Source organism: Nioella sp. (assembly GCF_965215655.1).
GTDB lineage: Bacteria > Pseudomonadota > Alphaproteobacteria > Rhodobacterales > Rhodobacteraceae > Nioella.
In genome coordinates, this window is the sequence record NZ_OZ244111.1 from 4,058,362 (window position 1) to 4,077,521 (window position 19,160).

The 19,160-nt window shown below is 63.8% G+C and carries 15 protein-coding genes; 4 read left to right on the forward strand and 11 right to left on the reverse strand.

All coding sequences use genetic code 11. The annotated features are described in order from the left end of the window. Positions 1-23 precede the first annotated feature (23 nt). Together pbpC and ACOOEX_RS20145 are read right to left on the reverse strand one after the other, a co-directional pair. Positions 24-2,069: a penicillin-binding protein 1C gene (pbpC, locus tag ACOOEX_RS20140; RefSeq protein WP_420396494.1), complete on the reverse strand. Its 2,046-nt coding sequence runs from the start codon at positions 2,067-2,069 to the stop codon at positions 24-26. Then, entirely contained in the window at positions 2,066-7,483 is a 5,418-nt protein-coding gene (locus tag ACOOEX_RS20145; protein WP_420396495.1) for an alpha-2-macroglobulin family protein, read from the reverse strand. The genes pbpC and ACOOEX_RS20145 overlap by 4 nt, the downstream gene beginning before the upstream one ends. Positions 7,484-7,642: 159 nt before the next feature. Between ACOOEX_RS20145 and ACOOEX_RS20150 the strand changes: the two genes are divergently transcribed. Then, positions 7,643-9,772 carry an ATP-binding protein gene (locus ACOOEX_RS20150; protein ID WP_420396496.1) on the forward strand — a complete coding sequence of 710 codons (2,130 nt, stop codon included), beginning with the start codon at positions 7,643-7,645 and terminating at the stop codon, positions 9,770-9,772. Between the two features lie 236 nt (positions 9,773-10,008). Here the strand turns inward: ACOOEX_RS20150 and ACOOEX_RS20155 are convergent, their stop codons facing one another. Then, a complete protein-coding gene (locus ACOOEX_RS20155) occupies positions 10,009-11,019 on the reverse strand; it encodes an asparaginase (protein WP_420396497.1) in 1,011 nt (336 codons plus the stop codon). 177 nt (positions 11,020-11,196) lie between these two features. On the opposite strand from ACOOEX_RS20155, the gene ACOOEX_RS20160 reads away from it, so the two are divergent. Then, positions 11,197-11,724 carry an invasion associated locus B family protein gene (locus tag ACOOEX_RS20160; protein ID WP_420396498.1) on the forward strand — a complete coding sequence of 176 codons (528 nt, stop codon included), beginning with the start codon at positions 11,197-11,199 and terminating at the stop codon, positions 11,722-11,724. 86 nt (positions 11,725-11,810) lie between these two features. Beyond that, positions 11,811-12,998: a 23S rRNA (adenine(2503)-C(2))-methyltransferase RlmN gene (rlmN, locus tag ACOOEX_RS20165; protein WP_420396499.1), complete on the forward strand. Its 1,188-nt coding sequence runs from the start codon at positions 11,811-11,813 to the stop codon at positions 12,996-12,998. An 81-nt stretch (positions 12,999-13,079) separates the two neighbouring features. Here rlmN and ACOOEX_RS20170 read toward each other — a convergent pair whose 3' ends face one another. Both ACOOEX_RS20170 and ACOOEX_RS20175 read right to left on the reverse strand, forming a co-directional pair. Then, complete coding sequence (locus ACOOEX_RS20170) at positions 13,080-13,259, reverse strand: hypothetical protein (protein WP_071691191.1); 180 nt, start codon at positions 13,257-13,259, stop codon at positions 13,080-13,082. A gap of 152 nt (positions 13,260-13,411) precedes the next feature. Continuing rightward, positions 13,412-14,014, reverse strand: coding sequence for a L,D-transpeptidase (locus ACOOEX_RS20175; protein WP_420396500.1), 603 nt, complete (start codon positions 14,012-14,014; stop codon positions 13,412-13,414). A gap of 172 nt (positions 14,015-14,186) precedes the next feature. Here ACOOEX_RS20175 and ACOOEX_RS20180 point away from each other — a divergent pair, with 172 nt between their 5' ends. After that, positions 14,187-14,741: a CAP domain-containing protein gene (locus ACOOEX_RS20180; RefSeq protein ID WP_420396501.1), complete on the forward strand. Its 555-nt coding sequence runs from the start codon at positions 14,187-14,189 to the stop codon at positions 14,739-14,741. Positions 14,742-14,748: 7 nt separating this feature from the next. Here the strand turns inward: ACOOEX_RS20180 and ACOOEX_RS20185 are convergent, their stop codons facing one another. The 6 genes from ACOOEX_RS20185 to arsC form a co-directional block, all read right to left on the reverse strand. Then, a complete protein-coding gene (locus ACOOEX_RS20185) occupies positions 14,749-15,234 on the reverse strand; it encodes a L,D-transpeptidase family protein (RefSeq protein ID WP_420396502.1) in 486 nt (161 codons plus the stop codon). A gap of 55 nt (positions 15,235-15,289) precedes the next feature. Then, the gene (locus ACOOEX_RS20190; RefSeq protein ID WP_420396503.1) at positions 15,290-16,159 is read right to left on the reverse strand and encodes an SDR family oxidoreductase; all 870 of its coding nucleotides are present in this window, start codon (positions 16,157-16,159) and stop codon (positions 15,290-15,292) included. Beyond that, positions 16,156-17,130 (reverse strand): tRNA epoxyqueuosine(34) reductase QueG, encoded by a 975-nt coding sequence (gene queG, locus ACOOEX_RS20195; RefSeq protein ID WP_420398399.1) that lies wholly within the window; start codon positions 17,128-17,130, stop codon positions 16,156-16,158. The genes ACOOEX_RS20190 and queG overlap by 4 nt, the downstream gene beginning before the upstream one ends. Positions 17,131-17,183: 53 nt before the next feature. Further along, complete coding sequence (locus tag ACOOEX_RS20200) at positions 17,184-17,849, reverse strand: glutathione S-transferase family protein (RefSeq protein ID WP_420396504.1); 666 nt, start codon at positions 17,847-17,849, stop codon at positions 17,184-17,186. 53 nt (positions 17,850-17,902) lie between these two features. Next, positions 17,903-18,607, reverse strand: coding sequence for a monofunctional biosynthetic peptidoglycan transglycosylase (mtgA, locus tag ACOOEX_RS20205; RefSeq protein ID WP_420396505.1), 705 nt, complete (start codon positions 18,605-18,607; stop codon positions 17,903-17,905). A gap of 94 nt (positions 18,608-18,701) precedes the next feature. After that, positions 18,702-19,052 carry an arsenate reductase (glutaredoxin) gene (arsC, locus tag ACOOEX_RS20210; protein ID WP_420396506.1) on the reverse strand — a complete coding sequence of 117 codons (351 nt, stop codon included), beginning with the start codon at positions 19,050-19,052 and terminating at the stop codon, positions 18,702-18,704. Between the last annotated feature and the right edge of the window lie 108 nt (positions 19,053-19,160).

The window sequence follows — 19,160 nt, forward strand, 5'->3', positions numbered from 1 at the left end:
CCCGGCATCGGGTGTTCGACAACTCAGGGGGCCGCGACTTCGACCGTGATGCGGGCGGCCCGGCCCATTGAATCAATAACCGTCAGCTCCCCGAACCCGGGCCCGGCAAGGTCAAGCGTCATCTGACGATCCCGGTTCGCAGTGCTTACCGGTGCGCCATTCCAGAGCCAGGTGAAAGGTGGCCTGCCCCTGTCCACCCGCGCCATCAGGGGCAGGCCCGGCTGGCTGGCAAGCACGGCGCCATCTGGGGGGAAGGCGATCTCGGGCGCGTCTGGGTCGGTCGCGGGGGCAGAGCGGCTGGCAAAGCGTTGCAGCGGCTCGGGCAGGTCGGAATGGCTGACCATCAGCGCTCCGGGGGGTGGCGCGGGCAGCGGTGTCAGGCGCGGGGCGACGCGGGCAAAGGCCTCGAACAGCAGCGGCGCGGCCACATCGGCACCGAACGCACCGGGGACCGAGGCCCCATCAGCACGTCCCAGCCACACGCCCACCACATGCCGCCCGTCATAGCCAAAGGCCCAGGCATCTCGGTGGCCGTAGCTGGTGCCGGTCTTGTAGGCCAGCCCGTTGCGCGGCGCATTGGCCGGCGGGATCATGTCGGACAGGATATCGCTCACATACCAACTGGCCACGGGGGACAGGATTTGCACCGGATCGCCCGCACGGTTGCCCTGACGGTAGTGCAGCGGCACGTATTCTCCGCCCGAGGCCAGCGATCCATATAGGCGCATCAGGTCTTCCATCGTGACGCCCACACCGCCAAGCGCCACGGCCAAGCCCGGCTGACCGGCAGGCAATTCAGGCTCCATCCCCGCGCGGCGCATTCGGTTCATCAGCTCCGCCGGGCCAAGCTCTTCCAGCAGCGACACAACAGGAATGTTGAGCGAGGCTTGCAGCGCACGGCGGACAGACAGTTCGCCCCGGAAGACGCGGTCGAAATTCTGGGGTGCGTAGCTGCCGAACCGGGCGGGACGGTCCTCAATCAGGCTTTCGGGGTGGATCAGCCCGGCCTCGAAGGCCAGACCGTAGATCAGCGGTTTCAGGGTAGAGCCGGGTGAACGCAACGCCTGCGTCATGTCCACGAAGCCCTGCAACGGGTTGTCGGAATATTCGGCAGATCCGACCGAGGCCAGCACCTCACCCGTCTGGTGGTCCATCACCATGATCGCGGCATTCAGCCGTGTGCCCTGCCCGCGCACTGCCTCGCGCGCCAGAGCCTCCATCTGCGCCTGCAAGGTCGCGTCAATGGTCAGCCGGTGCTGCCCGGTCGGGTCTTCGGTCAGCATCCGGTCCGACAGATGCGGGGCCAGAAGAGGGAAGTCGCGGCGCTCGGTCGGCAAGGGTTCGGCCATGGCCGAGGTCGCCTCTTCCTCCGACAACACGCCAAAGGTCTGCGCCCGCGCCAGCACGCGGTCGCGGGCGATATGGGCGTTTTCCGGGTTGCGGTCGGGGCGGCGGCTGTTGGGGGCCTGGGGAATGGCGACCAACAGGGCGGCTTCGGCCGTCGTTAGCTGACGAGGTTCCTGACCGAACCAGGTAAAGGTCGCGGCGCGGATGCCCTCGATATTCCCGCCATATGGCGCGAGGTGCAGGTAGAGCGTCAGGATCTCCTGCTTGGTCAACTGCCGTTCCAGCGCCAGTGCCAGCCGCATCTGCCTGAGCTTGCCGCGCCAGGATCCTGTACCGCTGTCTTCAAGAAGCCGAGCAACCTGCATGGTTATTGTGGAGGCGCCCGAGACGATCCGGCCATTGGTGACGGCCTGCCACCCGGCCCGCGCCATTGCCCGCCAGTCGACGCCCGCATGATCGTAGAACCGCCGGTCCTCGAAATTCAGCAGAAGATCGATGAACTCGGGGTCCACCTCGGCCAGTGACACGGGCAACCGCCAACGCCCGTCCTCGACCGTATAGGCCCGCAAGAGCGTTCCGTCGCGGTCCAGCACCTCGACCGAGGTGACGGGCACCAGCGGCGGGATGACGGTCGCGTCGATCCACGCATCGAACCGGTCCCGCGCCAGCCCGACCGCCAGCAGCAGCGCCGCCAGCCAGAGGAAAAGCCTCGCCCTGATCACTCGGTGATCACCACATGGCCCGAGGCCGTCTGCGCCCGGAAGGTGGGGCGATACATATCCTCGACCGAGGCCGCCGGGTGGTGGAAGCTGCCGGGCGTGACCGCACGCACGATATAGGCAAGCCGCATCAGGTCACCGCGCCGGTGTGTGACGGCGGCAAGGAACCTTTCTTGCCGAAACTCCGTATGATCTGTGAAGTCGGTCACATCCAGATCGCTGAGCGTTCCGATATCACCGGCGCGCAGCAGGTTGGGATTGTCGATCTCGAAGCCCGCGGGCAACGGATCGTTCACCATCAGCCGCGCGGTGCGGTCGGTGAACCCAACCACGTTCAGCACGACCACCAGCCGTGTGCCGACAGTGATCTCGGAGGGATCGGCAGGCACGCCATCGAGCGTCATGTAGCTGCGCGTGATGCGGTAGCCATTGCCGCCCTCTTCCGTTGCGCCCTCTGCCTGACCGTAGCGGGTCAGCGTCAGGGTTTCAGGCCGGTCGCCGGTATTGGTGAGGGTCCGCGTGGTGGGGTCGCCCGCCTCCAGAACTTCGATGAGGGGGCCATCCACAGCGACACCATTCAACGTCAGCGATGACAGTCCGTCCATGTCAATCAGCGCATCTGCGGCCAGAAGGCTCCACACCGCTTCCTGGGTGGAGACATTTGTACTGGGCGCGGGCAAAGCAGCAGCGAGCGCATCCAGCGGAATGGCCTGCGACCCGGCCCCGGCGGCCAGCGTCAGCAGCGCGGTGGCGTCACGGCGGCGTGTGCCAAAATCGGCCCGCCAGCCGGTGGATTCAGACGCAAGGCTCTGTCTCAGCAGCAACTGATAGCCCTGCCGGAACATCGCATCGGCGCGTGGCTGATCCCCATACATCGCCAGCGCCGCGCCCAACTGGCCAAGCGCCAGCGGAGTGGCGAAGGCATCGGCCTTCACATCGGCGTAGTAGCGCAGGTCACCAATCGCTGCTGCGCCCTCTCGCGCCAGAACCATCAGCGAATAGGCGATGGATTCGCCGCCCTCCTCGAAATCGGCGGCGGTTGCCACATGGTTGCGCAGGGCATCGAGCGCCGACTGAAAGGCAAGATCGGGCACCGCATAACCCTCCGCTCGAGCGCGCGACAGGAAGTCGGTGACATAGGCATCGAGCCACGGATCGCCGGAATAGGCCCCCCAGAGGCCGAACCCGCCATTGGCCGCCTGATTGACCAGCACCGCGTCAATGCCCTGCTGGATGCGGATCGTCAGATCATCCGCATGGGCAAGGTCCAGCGCCTCGGCCACATCGGCCATGTAGAGCAGCGGCATCGCCTGGCTTGTGACCTGTTCGGTGCAGCCATAGGGGTAACGGTCGAGCATCTGTAACAGCCCCGGCGCGTCAAACCGGGCAAGGGGACCGGCGGAGAGCGTTGCCCGGCCAGTGCCGGGGCGCAGGCCAGCCAGAACACTTGCGTCAAAGTCGAGGCTGTCGCCGGGGGCGAGGGTGAACCGAGAGGTCACTGCGGTGACCGGATCGTTCGATTGCACCACCAGCCGCAATGTCCGCGACAGCCGCTGCCCGTCGGGCGTGATCAGGGTGACGTCAACCTGCTGCTCGCCTAGCTGCTCCAGCGCGAAAAGCGGCACGCGCAGGCGTTCGGTCTCGCCTTCCTCCAACGTCACGGCGGACAGGATAGAGCCGATGTTCAGCCCGTCGGAGGTCTCAATCTCAATTGGCATCAGCCCGGTAGGCCCTTCCGCGTGGGTCACCTCAAGCAGCAGCCGCGCATTGTCGCCCGGTGCCATGAAACGCGGCATACTGGCGGTGACAACCACCGGGTCGCGCACCAGCACATCGGCCTCGGCCTGACCGATGCCGGTCTCGTTCCACGCCATGGCCATTACGCGCACGGTGCCGTTGAAGCTGGGAATGTCGAAACTGACACGCGCCAGCCCGTCCGCATCCACCGTGACGGGACCGGAATGGAAGGCCACAAGCGCCTCGGTCGGGGGTGGGGCCTGCATACGGGCACCGGCACTGGCATCACCCCCTTGCCGGATCGCACCCGGGTCACCCCCGCCAGAGATCAGCCGCCCGTAGAGGTCTCGGATACCAACGCCAAGACGCCGCTGACCGAAGAAATGCCCCATCGGGTCTGGCGACTGGAAGCCGGTCAGATTCAGGATACCCAGATCGACGGCGGCGATGCTGGCATAGACGGTCTCACCGGGTTCGGCATTGCCGACGCGCAGCGCGACCTCCAGCGGGCCGCGGGGGGCGGAGGTGATCGGGGCTTCCATCACCACGTCGAGCGCGCGCGGGCCGGGATTGACCGTGGCATGCACCAGGCCGAGCGAGCGGGCGGGCATCTGTGCGGGCAAGCCCTCCAACGGGCGCAGGAGCGTTGCGGTCACGTAAGCGCCATTGCCCCATTGCTCTGTCACCGCCAGCGGGAATGTGTCGGGGTCATCGCCGATGGTGACCAGTTCCTGATGAATCAGCCGGTTCGACATCACCCGGATCAGGACCAGTCCGCCGGACCTTGGCACCACGCGCAACCGCGCCTCGTCGCCTACGTCGTAGCTTTCGGCATCGAGCGAGACTTCCAGCAGATCGGGCGTACCCACGTCATCGCCGCCGCCATACCACCCGGCGCGGAAGCTGACCGAGCTGGCCGTATAGCGGCCTTCGGTGCTTTCCACGCGCAGTTCATAGCGGCCCCAATCGGCGGGGGCGGAAATCTCCACCGGGTCGGCGCCAAGCACGGCCTCGCCATTGGCGATGCGCGTGCGGGTCGTCACCGGTTCCCAGTTCCAGCGCCCGTTCTGGGTGTACCACTGATAGCGGCGCTCGACCCGGTTCAGCACCCATCGCACCGGCTGCGCCTCGGCCCCCACGGCAATCAGGTGGAACTGCGCTTCGCTGCCTTCGGGCAGGGTTCCGTCAAAGAGCGGGCGAATGCCGATCAGTGTGCCCGAGGGGTCGATGGGCCGCGTGATCTGCCGTTCCACCGGGCGGCCAGAGCCTTCTGTGACGCGGGCGGTGACGTTCATCGTCCATGGATGCGGCAGGCCGTCGATCTCTGGCAAGGACAGCTCAATCCGGGTAGCGCCAGTGGCATCGGTTCTCTGGCCATCCGGCAGGCTGTAGCGAATCCGGTCAGGGCGATCATCGTAGCGACCGAAGCGATAGCCGGGGAAAGCCTCCAGCGTGGCCACCGGGCGCAGAACCCACTCTCCCTCAATCGGCAAATCGCCCGCGGGGGCCCCAAAGAGATAATCGGCCTGAAGGTCCAGCACGGCGGCCCGGTCGAGGGGTTGCGAGCCTTCGGGCAGGGACAGCTCCACGTCGATCCGCTCCGGCAGGAAATCCTCGACCAGCAGGGTCTGGCTGGCCAGTGCCTGCGCGTCGGGGTCGGCATGGACGGCCAGCCGCCATGTCCCGCGCGGCACATTCGCGCCAAGGGGCATCTGCCAGACAAAGCCGCCTGCGCCGGTTTCCTCCAGCACCATGCGGCTGTATTCGACGCCATCGGCGCGGGTCAGAATGGCCGTCAGCGGCAGGCCGGGCAGCGCGCGGGATTGCCCGTCGCGGGCCAGGGCGGTGGCGTGGATGGTTTCGCCCGCCCGATAAGCGCCGCGTTCGGCGGTCAGGAACAGGTCAATCGGCGGCGCAGCCGGGCGGCCCTCAACGCCCCGGTCAGACAGGTCGAACTCCGCCTCGCGCAGCGACAGGAAGGCGAAATCGCCCTCTTGTTCCACGGTGATCATGGCAGGCGATGCCCCGGCCCGGCCTGCGGTCAGATCGCCGGGGAAATGCACCCGGCCCTGGCGGTCGCTTTCCAGTTCGGCCAGCACCCGGTTCGATTCAGACACCAAGCGCACGATGGCCCCCTCGATACCGGACGTATCAGCCAGAGACCGCACGATCGCATGGACCCCATCGGTTCCGGAGACAGCAGAAAGCCCAAGGTCAGAGACGAAAAACCACTGCGTCGCCGGGGGCAGATCGCGCCCTTCTGGCCCGTCAATCCGCGCCTCCAGCGCATAAAGACCGGGGTCGAGCGTGGCCAGAACCTCGCCCATGGGCAGGCTTGTCGTTACGTCCTGATTCAGCAGGTTAGAGACCTCTCCGACACCTTCCCAGACGGTTTCGGCCAGTTCGGTGGAAAAACGGTTCACCTCCCACTGGTTCAAGGGCCGCCCGAAATAGTCGTCCTGCAAGCTGCGCACAATATTGCGGTCGGTCACGGAATAGAGCCGCAATGCCACCTCATCGGTATTCACGGTCACGATGGGCAGCGCGCCGCCCGCTAGGCGCGGCAGAACATAGGCGCGTCCCGGGAACCGCAAGGCGGGCGAGCGGTCGCGCACATAAAGACGTAGGGTGGCCGGGCTGTGCAGGGTTTCGCCCGAGGCGGCGGGCAGGCCGGCGCGCAGGGTGAATTCATAGCGCTGCCCATGCTGGACGCCAGAGATGCAGAATTGCCGGTTTTCGGCTTCGACCGACAGGCCGCTGACTGTGGTTTGCAGGAAATCCGCATGGGTGACACCGCCCGCAATATCCTCCGAGAAGATGGCGCAGATGCGCGGCTCAGCAGCGTCGTTTTCAACGCGGGTCGTGGTCACGCGGAAGCCGTAGAGCCCGATGGCGCGCTCAAGCTCTGCTTCCAGGGCCGCTGACGGGGCCTCGGCGATCGCCAGCCGCAGCGCGAAGATCATGCTGCGGCCCCGGCTGTTTTCCTCCAATGCGCGGGCCAGCAGGGCGGCGGCGTCAGACAGTTGTTGCCCGGGTTCGGCCCGCAGGATGGCATTGGTGGCCGCTGTCAGGGCGGTGCGATTGAGGTTGCGCTGTTCGGTCCGGCTGGGCACTTCGATTTCCAGCGCCAGACGCGCATATTCCATCCAATGGGCAGGGTCGTCTGTCACGGTGATGGCAGAGCCATAGAGCCGCATGGCCTGCTGGAACTCCCCCTCTTCCAGCCGCGCTTCGGCGGCGGCGAGAATACGTTCTGCCGTCCATGTCCCGGCATAGTGGCGGCGGGGCAGGCCCTGGGCCTCGATACGCGCCCTGGACAGATCAGTCGCATTCAGGAAATCCAGTTGCTCCAGCCGGTCCTCCAGCCGCGCCAGAACCGCCGGATCGGTGTCGCGTACGGTGGCGGACATGGCCCCGTCATAGGATTCCATCGCCAGAACCGCCGTTTTTGGAAAACAGCTGCCATTGCGTTCGTTGAAGGTGAAGGCGGCACAATCCGAATCTGCCAGACAAGCCCGGATGCATCCGATCAGCGTGGTGTCATAGATTGGTGTCAGGTCTGCACCGGGAAAATCCGTGTCCTGGGTGATTGCATAGAACCGCTCGGCCACGGGCCCGTCTTGGGCGGTGGCCACAAGGGGCAGCAAGGACATCAAACCAGCCACGATCAACGCGCGCATGGGAACCTCCGGTATCAAAAATCGTATCAATAAAAAGCTTTCTCTTATGCTGCCATGACCAGCCCCTTGGAGTCCATGCCGCGACACCGGTCTTAAGCCGATGGAAAGGAAACCGGCGTCATTCTGCCGGTCGGAGAATGGATTCGGGTGAGACAGGGCATGGATGGCACCGGCTTCGACGATCGTTTGGCGCGCGAACGCCGGGCGCGGCTGGCGGCTGAACGCCTGCTGGTTCAGAAGCAGGAGGAACTGTTCGCCGCCAATCGCAAGCTGGCGCAACAGGCGGACCGTCTGTCGGACCAGGTGATAGAGCAGCGGGAGGAAAACGCCGAACTGGTCGGCGAAACAACCCGTGCGCGGGCCGATCTGGAAGTGGCGACAGAAAAGGCCGAACGCGCCGAACGGCGGCTGTGGGACTCGCTCGATATCATCGAGGACGGGTTTGCCATCTATGACCGCTCGGGCAGGCTGGTTGCGGCCAACAGTGCTTTTCTCAACATCTTCGAGGGCATGGTCGAGGTTGGGCCGGGGGCCAGTTACGATTCCATCCTGCGGATTGCCGTGGACGAAGGGCTGGTCGATCTGGAAGGCGTGCATCCCGACGATTGGGTCGATGACATGACGGCCCGATGGGAACAGGACCCGATTCCGCAGCGCACGGTCAAACTGTGGAACGGCGGCTTCGTCAAGCTGGTGGACAAGCGCGCGCCCGATGGCGACATGGTCAGCCTGATGCTGAACATCACCGAAACGATCCGGCGGGAACGGGATCTGCGCGATGCCCGCGATCAGGCCGAGGCTGCGAACCGGGCCAAGTCGGCCTTCCTTGCCAATATGAGCCACGAGATCAGGACGCCGATGAACGGCGTTGTGGCTATGGCCGACCTGCTGCGCGAAACCGATCTCGATGAGGATCAGCGCCAATGCGCCGACACGATCCGCAATTCCGGCGAGGCATTGCTGGAGATCATCAATGACGTGCTCGATTTTTCCAAGATCGAGGCCGACAAGCTGGTGCTACATGCCGAGGTCTTCGATCTGGAGGATCTGATCCGCGAGATCTTCCGCCTGCTGCGCCCGTCCATTCAGGGCCGAGATCTGCAATTGCTGCTGGATTACGATATCTTCCTGCCTCAATCGCTTGTGGGCGACCGGGGCCGGGTGCGGCAAGTGCTGACCAACCTGATCGGGAATGCCGTCAAGTTCACCGACCGGGGCCATGTGCTTGTGCGCGTCATGGGCGAACCGGTGGAAAACGGTCACGTCATGCTGGTGATCGCGGTGGAAGACACCGGCATCGGCATCGCGGCCGACAAACAGGCGCATGTCTTTGGCGAGTTCAACCAGGTCGAGGATCAGGCGAACCGCAAATATGAAGGCACCGGGCTGGGGCTGGCGATCACCCACAAGCTGGTGCTGATGATGGGCGGCGATATCTGGATCGACTCGGAGCTTGGGCAGGGTGCAACCTTCGCGTTCCGACTGACCCTGCCAGTGGCGGAAGGCGAAGTTCCCTGCCCGGTGCAGCCATTGCCCGCGGAGCTTAACAAGGTTGTGCTGGTCGGCCCGGATACTGGTGCGCGACGGCTGGTGGAACGCCAGTTCCTGAAGCTCAAGGCGGATGTGCGGGCGGTGGACGAGGTGGCAGCGATCGGGGGCAGGCCCGACCTCGTGGTTCTGACGGAAGAGGCCGGGGAAGAGCTGCCGGAAACCCCTGCCTTCCCCGTCCTGCGATGCCTTTCGGATCGTCGGGCCAACCCCGAGGCCCCGATCCCCGAAATCACGCTGGAAGCCCCCTTGCGCGATTTCCGGCAAGCGTTGATGGAAAAGGTGGCGCTGATATCACAGACATCACCTGCGCAGGATGCCCCGCCTGCGGACGCTCCGCGAAAGCTGCGCCTGTTGGCAGCGGAGGATAACAAGACCAACCAGATGATCTTTCGCAAGATGATCAAGGCGCTCGATCTTGAGCTGGAGCTTGCGAATAATGGTCAGGAGGCATGGGATGCCTATCAGGCGGAACGGCCCGACCTGCTGTTCACCGATATCTCTATGCCTGAAATGGACGGGCTGGAACTGACCCGCCGGATCCGTGCGGATGAGGAGGCGAAGGGTCTGCCGCGATTGCCGATTGTTGCGATGACTGCCCATGCGATGGAGGATCACGAGGCGGAGATCGTGTCGGCGGGGGTGGATCACTACCTGACAAAACCACTGAAGAAGGCCGAGATCATCGGAAGGTTGGCGGCATTGAAGCCGGAGGACGTATTGCCCCTAATGCAGGAATAGGCACCAACCGGTTTCGCCGCCTGTCGGCGTCGACCCGGGAGCGGCCCTCCTCAACCCCCGGCTTGCGCCGGAGGCCTCGTCATGCCGCGTTGCCACGGAAGCGTGGAAAGCGCGGTTAGCCGGCCGTGATGAAGGGCCAGGCAGAGAGGGCAGGACGCCTCCGGCGGAGGTATTTTTGCCAAGATGAAAGAGCCCAGGGGGGGGTGGTCTGTCCGACTGTAGCCCGTGGCTCTCGACTATGCTGTCCAGTCGGAAAGCGACCCTGACAAGCGATATTCCCCGGTCACGATATCGCGGCGGTTACGGATCGGGCCATTTGTAAAGGTGAGGGCGGCTGGATGGCGTGCGTCCAGCACACCCAGGCCGCACAGTATGCGGGTGATGACCGCCTCCGATCCTCGCGTTGCCCCGTCCTCGATCTTCAGGGCGACGCCCATGCGCCGTTCCGGCACGATGGCGATGAACACTGCCTCGGCCCCGGTCTTGACCGAAGCGCGGCCCGACATTGCACGCATCAGCACCGTGCAGGATCTTCCTTCGCCCGCCACCAGAACCGGATGGGCCGCCATGGCGCGGGTCAGGCGGTGCATGGCGCGGTCGCGCGCATTGCCCGCACCGGTTGCGGCGGCGAAATGGCCCATGGCGCGGGCCAGCCCGGTGACGGTGCAGGCAAAGTTGGGCGCGGAACAGCCGTCAATGCCATGGCCGGGGCTGGTTTCCCCGGTCACCTCCTCGAACGCGGATTTTACCGCCACCTGGACCGGGTGGTCGGGGTCCACATAGTCCGGCCCGGCCCCCAGATGCTTTGCCAGGGTCAGAAATCCGGAATGCTTGCCGGAACAATTGTTGTGGATCTGGCAGGGCGAACTGTCGGTCTTGATCAGCGCGCTCCGCGCGTCAGGGTCACCCGGCATCTGCGGCCCGCAGCGCAGGGCCTCTTCGGGGTCGATCCCCAGCCCGCCCAGCCACGCACGCACCATATCCGTGTGGATCGCCGCCCCGTTATGGGACGCGCAGGCGAGGGCCAGTTGCGCCTCTGACAAGCCGAACGCATCGGCGGCGCCGCTTTCGATCAGAGGCAGGGCCTGGATCATCTTGCAGGACGAGCGGGGCAGGATCACCTGTTCCGGATCTCCCCAGGCGGCGACGATCCCGCCATCGGCATCCCACACAACCGCATGACCGCGATGGACGCTTTCACAGAAAGGCCCGCGCCAGACCTCGACCAGTGCTTCCGCCTCTGCCATGTTGCAGTCCTCCATCCGAACGGGTTATGGCAATTTTCCGCTACCGGGGCTTTTCCCCAAAAGGATTTTCAGGTTAATCTCCGCTCGCAGTTAGAAGTGGGCGGGGTGCGAGTGCAAGACCTGACGAACAGGCCGGACCCCAAACCGGAGGCAGAGACGGCTGGAGGCTGGATCAATATGAAGAACTGGGTTGCTGGATTGGTGATCGCATTGGCGTTTTCGGCGCCGACGTTTGCCCAGGACACCGAAGAATCCGAAAACCGCGTGAACGCGGAAACGGATTGGAGCGTGTTCGTCGAGGATGACCCCACGCAATGCTGGGTCGTGTCCGCCCCGCGCGAAACGGTTAACACCCGCGATGGTCGCGTGGTCGCCGTGCGCCGGTCCGAGATTCTGTTGTTCGTCAGCTATTGGCCGTCTGAAAGCCGGATGGGTGAGGTGTCGTTCACCGGCGGTTATCCCTTCGCCGATGATTCCACCGTCACGATGGAGATCGGCAACTCGACCTTCGAACTGTTCACCGATGGCGAGATGGCTTGGGCCGCGTCCGAACAGGAAGATCAGCGGATCATCACCGCGATGAAGCGCGGGGCCGAGGCCGTTCTGACCGCCCGGTCTTCGCGCGGGACTCAGACGGTCGATACCTTCTCGCTGCTTGGCTTCACCGCCGCGGTAGAAGACGCCGAAACCCGCTGCGGCGGCTGATTTCCGATCAATTCCTGCCAACACAAGGTTTGCCTTGAGGGGAGGATGCCTATATGTGTCCGCATCCCATCCAGGAGCTTTGACCCATGTCCGCCAGCGCCCCCATCACGCAGGATGTCCTGACCATTCCGCGCAAACTGCCCGAAGGCCCCACGAATATCGTCGGCCTGACTCGGGACCAGTTGCGCGCGGCGCTGATCGCGGCGGGAACGCCGGAAAAGCAGGCCAAGATGCGCGTGAACCAGATCTGGCAGTGGGTCTATCACTGGGGGGTGCGCAGCTTTGACGAGATGACCAACCTTGCCAAAGCCTATCGCGCGCAGCTGGCAGAGCGCTTCGTGATCGAGGTGCCAGAGGTCGTGACGCGCAATGTCTCTGCCGATGGCACCCGGAAATATCTGGTTCGGATCGCCGGCGGGCATGAGGTGGAGATCGTCTATATCCCCGAAACCGACCGCGGGACGCTGTGCATCTCGTCCCAGGTCGGCTGCACGCTGACTTGTTCCTTCTGCCATACGGGTACGCAGAAACTGGTGCGCAACCTGACAGCCGGTGAGATTGTCGGACAGATCATGGTGGCCCGCGACGATCTAGGCGAATGGCCGGAACCGGGTGAAGGCACTGGCGAGAACGGCCCGCGTCTGCTGTCGAACATCGTGCTGATGGGCATGGGTGAGCCGCTCTACAATTTCGACAATGTCCGCGACGCGATGAAGATCGCGATGGATGGCGAGGGGATTTCCCTGTCACGCCGCCGGATCACCCTGTCGACCTCTGGCGTGGTGCCGGAGATTGCCAAGACCGCCGAGGAAATCGGTTGCATGCTGGCGGTGTCCTTCCACGCCACCACCGATGAGACCCGTGACAAGCTGGTGCCGATCAACAAGCGCTGGCCGATTGCCGATCTGCTGGACGCGCTGCGCGCTTATCCGAAACTGTCGAACTCTGAACGAATCACCTTTGAATATATGATGCTTAAGGATGTGAACGACACGGATGAAGACGCCCGCAGGCTGGTGAAGCTGATCAAGGGCATCCCGGCCAAGATCAACCTGATCCCGTTCAACGAATGGCCCGGTGCGCCCTATGAACGGTCGGACTGGGAGCGGATCGAGCGCTTTGCCGACATCATCTACAAGGCGGGCTATGCCAGCCCTATCCGCACCCCGCGGGGCGAGGATATCATGGCCGCCTGCGGTCAGCTGAAATCGGCCACCGAGCGCGCCCGGAAAAGCCGTGCGCAGATCGCCGCCGAGGCCGGGATATCTGAATAATTCCTGGCTTTTTCAGCGTCTGAACATGAAAAAGGCGGCCCGCGAAGGCCGCCTTTCTCTATTCTAGAAGTCGATGACTTATTAGTCAGCGATTGCAGCTGCGATCAGGATGATGGCCAGCAGGGGAACCAGGACGCCGCCAGCGGAGGACGAGGTGTCTTCCACGATTACGACGGGTTCCAGAACGGGCTCAACGTAGCCGCCAGCAAAAGCGGAGGTGGCGGCAACGGACAGAGCGGCTGCGAGTGCGAGTTTTTTCATAGTATCCTCCAAGATACGCCCCAAAATTTTTCGCGCGGTATTACGCATAGCGGGGCACCCAAGACTGTACCTCGTATCTAGGTTTAAGCAGCAATGCCTTGGGATTGCAATGCCGGGAAATCGTCCCGAACCCCAAGATCGCCGATTTGTGGTCAAATTAGCAACACTTGGGTGCCAACACGGGCCAGTTCGAACAAATCTGCGATATGTTCATTGTACAGGCCGATACATCCGTTCGAACTGCGCCGCCCGATCTTGCGCGTGTCATGGGTGCCGTGAATCCGGTAATAGGTCCAGCTGAGATAGAGCGCATGGGTGCCAAGCGGGTTGTCCGGCCCCGGCGCCACATATTCCGGCCATTCCGGGTTGCGTTCGCGCATGGCGGGCGTAGGGCGCCAATCGGGGCCTTCCACCTTGCGTACCACACGGGTGCGGCCCCGGCGGGTCAGATCCTCGGTTGCGGGAACGGATGTGGGATAGAGGCGATAGACCGTCTCTTCCTCGTTCCAGTAATGCAGCGCGCGCGAGGTGATATCGACCAGAATCGCGCCGTTGTTCAGGTTGTCGAAATAGTCCTGCCATTCCAGCGTGCGAAAGCTGGAGATATTGTGCCGGACGGTCTGGCTGACATCGCGCTCCAGCTCGGTGCTGCCTTCATAGGTGCTGTCCTGCGCCAGCGCCGGGGTTGCCAGCGTCGCGGCCGCTGCGCCCAAGAACAGGCGACGGTTCAGGTTGGGGTTTTTCGGGTCGCTCATTGTCCGACCTCCGTAAGGAACTGCCTCTGGCGCATAAAATAGCGGCTCTGGCCCGCTGCGTCCATTGATGGGCGGATCACAATGCGCAGATTCGCGCCTGTTGTGTTTGATCGGAGGGGGCCGGGGCGCTATTGATCTGGACAACCAAAGATGAACAGACGCGAACCCACCCATGCTGCGACGCACTTTTCTGATGACGACGGCCCTTGGCTCGCTTTCGGCCTGCATGGGCACCACCAGCCCCCGGCTTGGGGCGGACGGGCGCCCGTTGCCGACGGTCTATCGAATCAACCCGCGAGACGAGGCAGAGATCCAGTTTCGGGTGCTGGACAGCGTCAACGCCCTGCGCAGCGCCGCCGGGGTTCCGGAACTGGAACTGAACGCGGAACTGAACGCCGCCGCCGCCACCCATTCACGGGATATGAGCCTGCAAAACCGTCCCTGGCATTTCGGGTCGGACGGATCCTCGCCCATCGACCGGGCGCAGCGCGCGGGTTATCAGGGCCGGCTTCTGGGCGAAAACATCTCGGAAACCTACGAATCAGAGCTGGAAACCGTCGCCGCCTGGATGCAGCAGCCCGACACCCGCGACGTGATCACCGACCCTGATGCGCGTCATCTGGGCTTTGCCTTCTATCAGGAAGAGGCGGGCAAAATCTGGTGGACCATGGTCACCGGCGATGGCGGCACCACCGGTCAGGGCCTGCCCGCGAATCGCAGCACTTAAGCGGCACTTACGGATAGATGTCGATCGGCGTGCCAAGCCGTACCATCGAATAGACCTCGCGCATTTCTCGGTTTGAAATGGCAATGCAGCCGGCGGTCCAGTCATCGCCCCGGCGGAACGGGTTCGGCGTGCCGTGGATGAAGATATCGCCGCCGGGGCTTTCGCCAAGCTCTTCCGCCTCGGCGATATCCTCTTCGTTGGGGTAGGAAATGCCGATCGACAGGTAGAACTCGCTGTTGGGATTGCGCCGGTCGATGATGTAGCTGCCTTCGGGTGTGCGCCCGTCGCCTTCCACTTGCTTGTCGCCTTCGGGGGCAAAGCCAAGCTCCATCTCGTATGCGCGCAGCACCTCGTCATGATGCATCAGGATCAGCTGCCGCGCGCTTTTGTTGACGATGATCCGCGTCACCTCTGGCCCGTTATATGTGGGAAACCGGCTGCACCCGGTCAGGGCGAGGATCGCCAATAGAAAAACTGCCAGAACTGCGCGCATAGCCTGCCTCGAACCTGTTTTGCAGCATCCTATCAGAAGTCTATCGCGCCCGGAATCAGCCTTTATTTGCCTCGGCGGCAAAGAGCGCATCGAGCCCCGCCCTATAGGTTGGATAGCGCAGTTTCACCTTGAGCTCTCGCTTCATCAGGCTGTTATCGACGCGCTTCGATTCCGCATAGAAACTGCGGGCCATGGGCGTCAGATCCGCCTCTTCAAACGGCACGGCGGGGGGCAGATCGACGCCGAGCAATTCCGCCGCATAGGTCAGAACGTCCTGCGGCGGCGCGGGATCGTCATCGCAGATGTTGTAGATCGCACCGGGACGCGGGCGTTTCATCGAGGCCATCAATGCCTGAGCGATATCCTCCACATGGATGCGACTGAACACCTGCCCCTCCTTGATGATCCGCCGGGCGGTGCCGTTCCTGACCTTGGCGAACGGCCCGCGCCCCGGCCCGTAGATGCCCGGAAGTCGGAAGATATGCAGCGGCAGGCCCTTCAGCCGGTAAAGCTCGTTCCATTCCATCTCTGTCTGTACCCGCGCCCGACCGCGCTTGGTGGCGGGGGTCAGCGGTGCGGTTTCATCCACCCATCCGCCCTGATGGTCGCCATAAACCCCGGTCGTGGACAGGTATCCGACCCATTTGAAGCTGCCCGCAAGCTCCTCGAATACCGGGCGCAAGTGCTTCAGAACCGGGTCCACCCCGTCCTCCGGTCCCGCCGTGATCAGCACATGGGTCGCCTTTTCCAGATCGGGGCGCATGTCGGTGCCGGGGAAGACGCGCGGATAGATCGAGGTTTTTCCCAGAATCTCGGCCTTCTGCGGGGACCGTGTGGTGCCAATGACGCTGCTCGCCGGATAGGGCCGCATTTCCCGCACAAGCGTGGCCGCCGAATAGCCCATGCCGAAGATCACCAGTTTCATTGCAACCTCTCCACCGCCCAACGGGCCGCATCGGCAACCGTTGGGTCTTCATCTTCCGTCAGGGCCTGCGCCGCCGCCTTTAGCCCTGCGTCACCACTGTTTCCAATCGCATAAAGCACATTGCGCACGAACCGCCCACGCCCGATCCGCTTGATTGGCGACCCGCTGAACATGGCGCGAAACGCGGCGTCATCAAGCCCTGCGAGATCGGCCAGCCTTGGGCTTTGCAGCTCGGCCCGCCCGGCATAGCGCAGCTCGGATGCGGCCACGGCGAACTTGTTCCACGGGCACACGGCAAGGCAATCGTCGCAGCCATAGATCCGATTGCCCATCAGCGGGCGCAACTCCGGGTCCACCGGCCCGTGGTGTTCAATCGTCAGGTAGGAAATGCAGCGCCGTGCATCGAGCTGAAAGGGCGCGGGGAAGGCATCGGTCGGACAGATATCCAGACAAGCGGTGCAATTGCCGCAATGGTCGCGCTCGGGCGCATCCGGTTCCAGCTCCACAGTCGTAAATATCGAGCCAAGGAAAAACCAGTTCCCCAGATCGCGCGCCAGAAGGTTCGTATGCTTGCCCTGCCAGCCCAGCCCCGACGCCTGCCCAAGCGGCTTTTCCATCACTGGCGCGGTATCGACGAAGACCTTGATCGCCTCGCCCGGTGCCTGATCCAACAGCCATCGACCCACCCGCTTCAGCCGTTTCTTGACCAGATCATGATAATCGCGGTTCTGCGCATAGACACTAATGGTGGCGCAATCGCGCTTCTCCAGCGCCTCCAGCGGATCGATCTCGGGCGTGTAGGGTTCCGCCAGCATGATCACCGACCGCGCCTCGGGCCACAAAGCGGCGGGATTTCCCCGCCAGGTCATCCGCTCAGCCATCCAGCCCATCTGGCCATGGCGCCCGGCATCCACGAACGCGGCCAATCGATCTGCCGCCTGCGGAATGGCATCTGGCTGGCAAATACGCATCTTGGCAAAGCCCTCTTCCAAGGCCTTTGCCTCCAGCGCCGGTTTCAGCCCGGTCAAAAGTCCAGATTCGCGTAGTGGGGTGGCTGGATAAAGCCGGGGATCTGGTCGGCCAGGATCGATCGGAAAGCCGGGCGCGATTTGATCTTGGCGTACCAGTCCTTGACCACGGCCGACCGGTTCCAGTCCACGTCCGAGATATAGTCAAGGCAGGACAGATGCGCCGCGGCGGTGAAATCGGCAAGGCTCAGGCTGTCGCCCGCAAGCCAGCGGCGATGATCTAGCAGCCATGTCATGTAATCGAGGTGGAACTTGATCTTCTGCGCCCCGGTTTTCACGGCTTTGCCGTCCGGGTAGCCGCCGCGCATCACCTTCTTGTTCACGCGCTCATAGACAAGATTCGCCGTTACCTCGTGGTGAAACTTGTCGTCGAACCAGAAACACAGCCGCCGCACCTCGGCCCTCGACGCCGGATCGCGGGGCATCAGGGCGGGTTCGGGGTGGGTTTCCTCGATATATTCGCAGATCGCCTGGCTTTCGGTCAGCAGCATCCCGTCCATCTTCAGAACCGGCACCTTGGCCGCCGGATTGCGGCGCAGAAACTCGCCCGAGGGTTCCCAGTAGCGCTCGTCGATCAGCTCAACATCGATCTTCTTCTCGGCCAGAACCAGCCGGACCTTGCGGCAGAAAGGGGAGAGGGCGAAGTGGTAGAGGCGGGTCATGATCTGCTCTTTTTTGGCTTATCCCCTCTCTTTGCCTTGGGGCGAGGCCAATTTCAACGCGCAAAACAGGCGTCACGGCCATCCGCGCGTATCGTTGCCGCCCCGTCGGCGATCCGCGCGGCCCGTTCGCGCAAAGCCGCCGAGGGGGAGGAGGCCGACCGTTCGCGCGGGTTTGGCAGAACGGCGGCCAGACGCGCGGCCTGCGTCGGGTTCAGATCGGCGGCGGAGATGCCGAAATAATGCTGGGCGGCGGCCTCGGCCCCAAAGATGCCCTCGTCGAACTCGACGATGTTCAGATAGACCTCCAGCACCCGGCGCTTGGTCCAGATCAGCTCCATCACCGGGGTCATCAGCCCCTCCAGCGCCTTTCGGGCCCAGGACCGCCCCTGCCACAGGAAGGCATTTTTCACCACTTGCTGGCTGATTGTGGACCCGCCGCGCGACATGCCCTCGGCAATCGCGGCGCGGATCGCGTCCATGTCAAACCCCGCATGCAGGCAGAAATTCGCGTCCTCGGCGGCCACCACGGCCCGCGCCAGATGTGGCGAGATGTCCTCCATCGGTCGCCACACCTGCACCACCTCGCCCAGCCGCGCTCGCTCGCTCAGCATATAGGGCGTGGTGGGCGGCGCCACGATGGCATAAAGCGCGATCCATGCCGTGGCCAGAACGGCAAACAGCAACACCCCCCGAAACAGCCAGCGCAATAGGAAACGCAGCAGCGGTCGCCGTCTCGCCTTGCTCGTCTTCCGGGCCAATCGCGCCTCCTGCCTTCTTCTTGGTCCAAATACTCCCGCCAGAGGCGTCCGCGCTCTCCGTGCGCGCGACGATCCTTTCATAAGCGGGGCGGGATCAGCCCCTGTCCAGCACCTCATGCACCCGTTCCGGCGGACGGCAGATTGCCGCCTGATCGCCCGCTACGACGATGGGCCGCTCCACCAGCACCGGATGCGCGATCATCGCGGCCAGGATCGTGGCGTCATCGGCCTTGGCCAGCCCAAGCTCCGGCGCGGGGTCCTGTTTCACGCGCAGCGCCGCGCGCGGGCTGATGCCAGCCTTTTTGAACAGGTCGGTCAGCAGCACCTCGGTCCAGCCGGTTTTCAGGTATTCCACAACCTCGGGCTCCACACCGGCAGCGCGGATCAACTCCAGCGCCTGACGCGACTTGCTACACCTGGGGTTGTGGTAGATCGTAACGCTCATCTTTGGCCTCCGGCTTGGGTGCGCGCAGGGTAAGCGGGAAGCAACCGATTGAAAACCTGTCATGAAAATGTGGCTTGAAGCCGGAAAAAACCGGTGCCAGATTGGAGC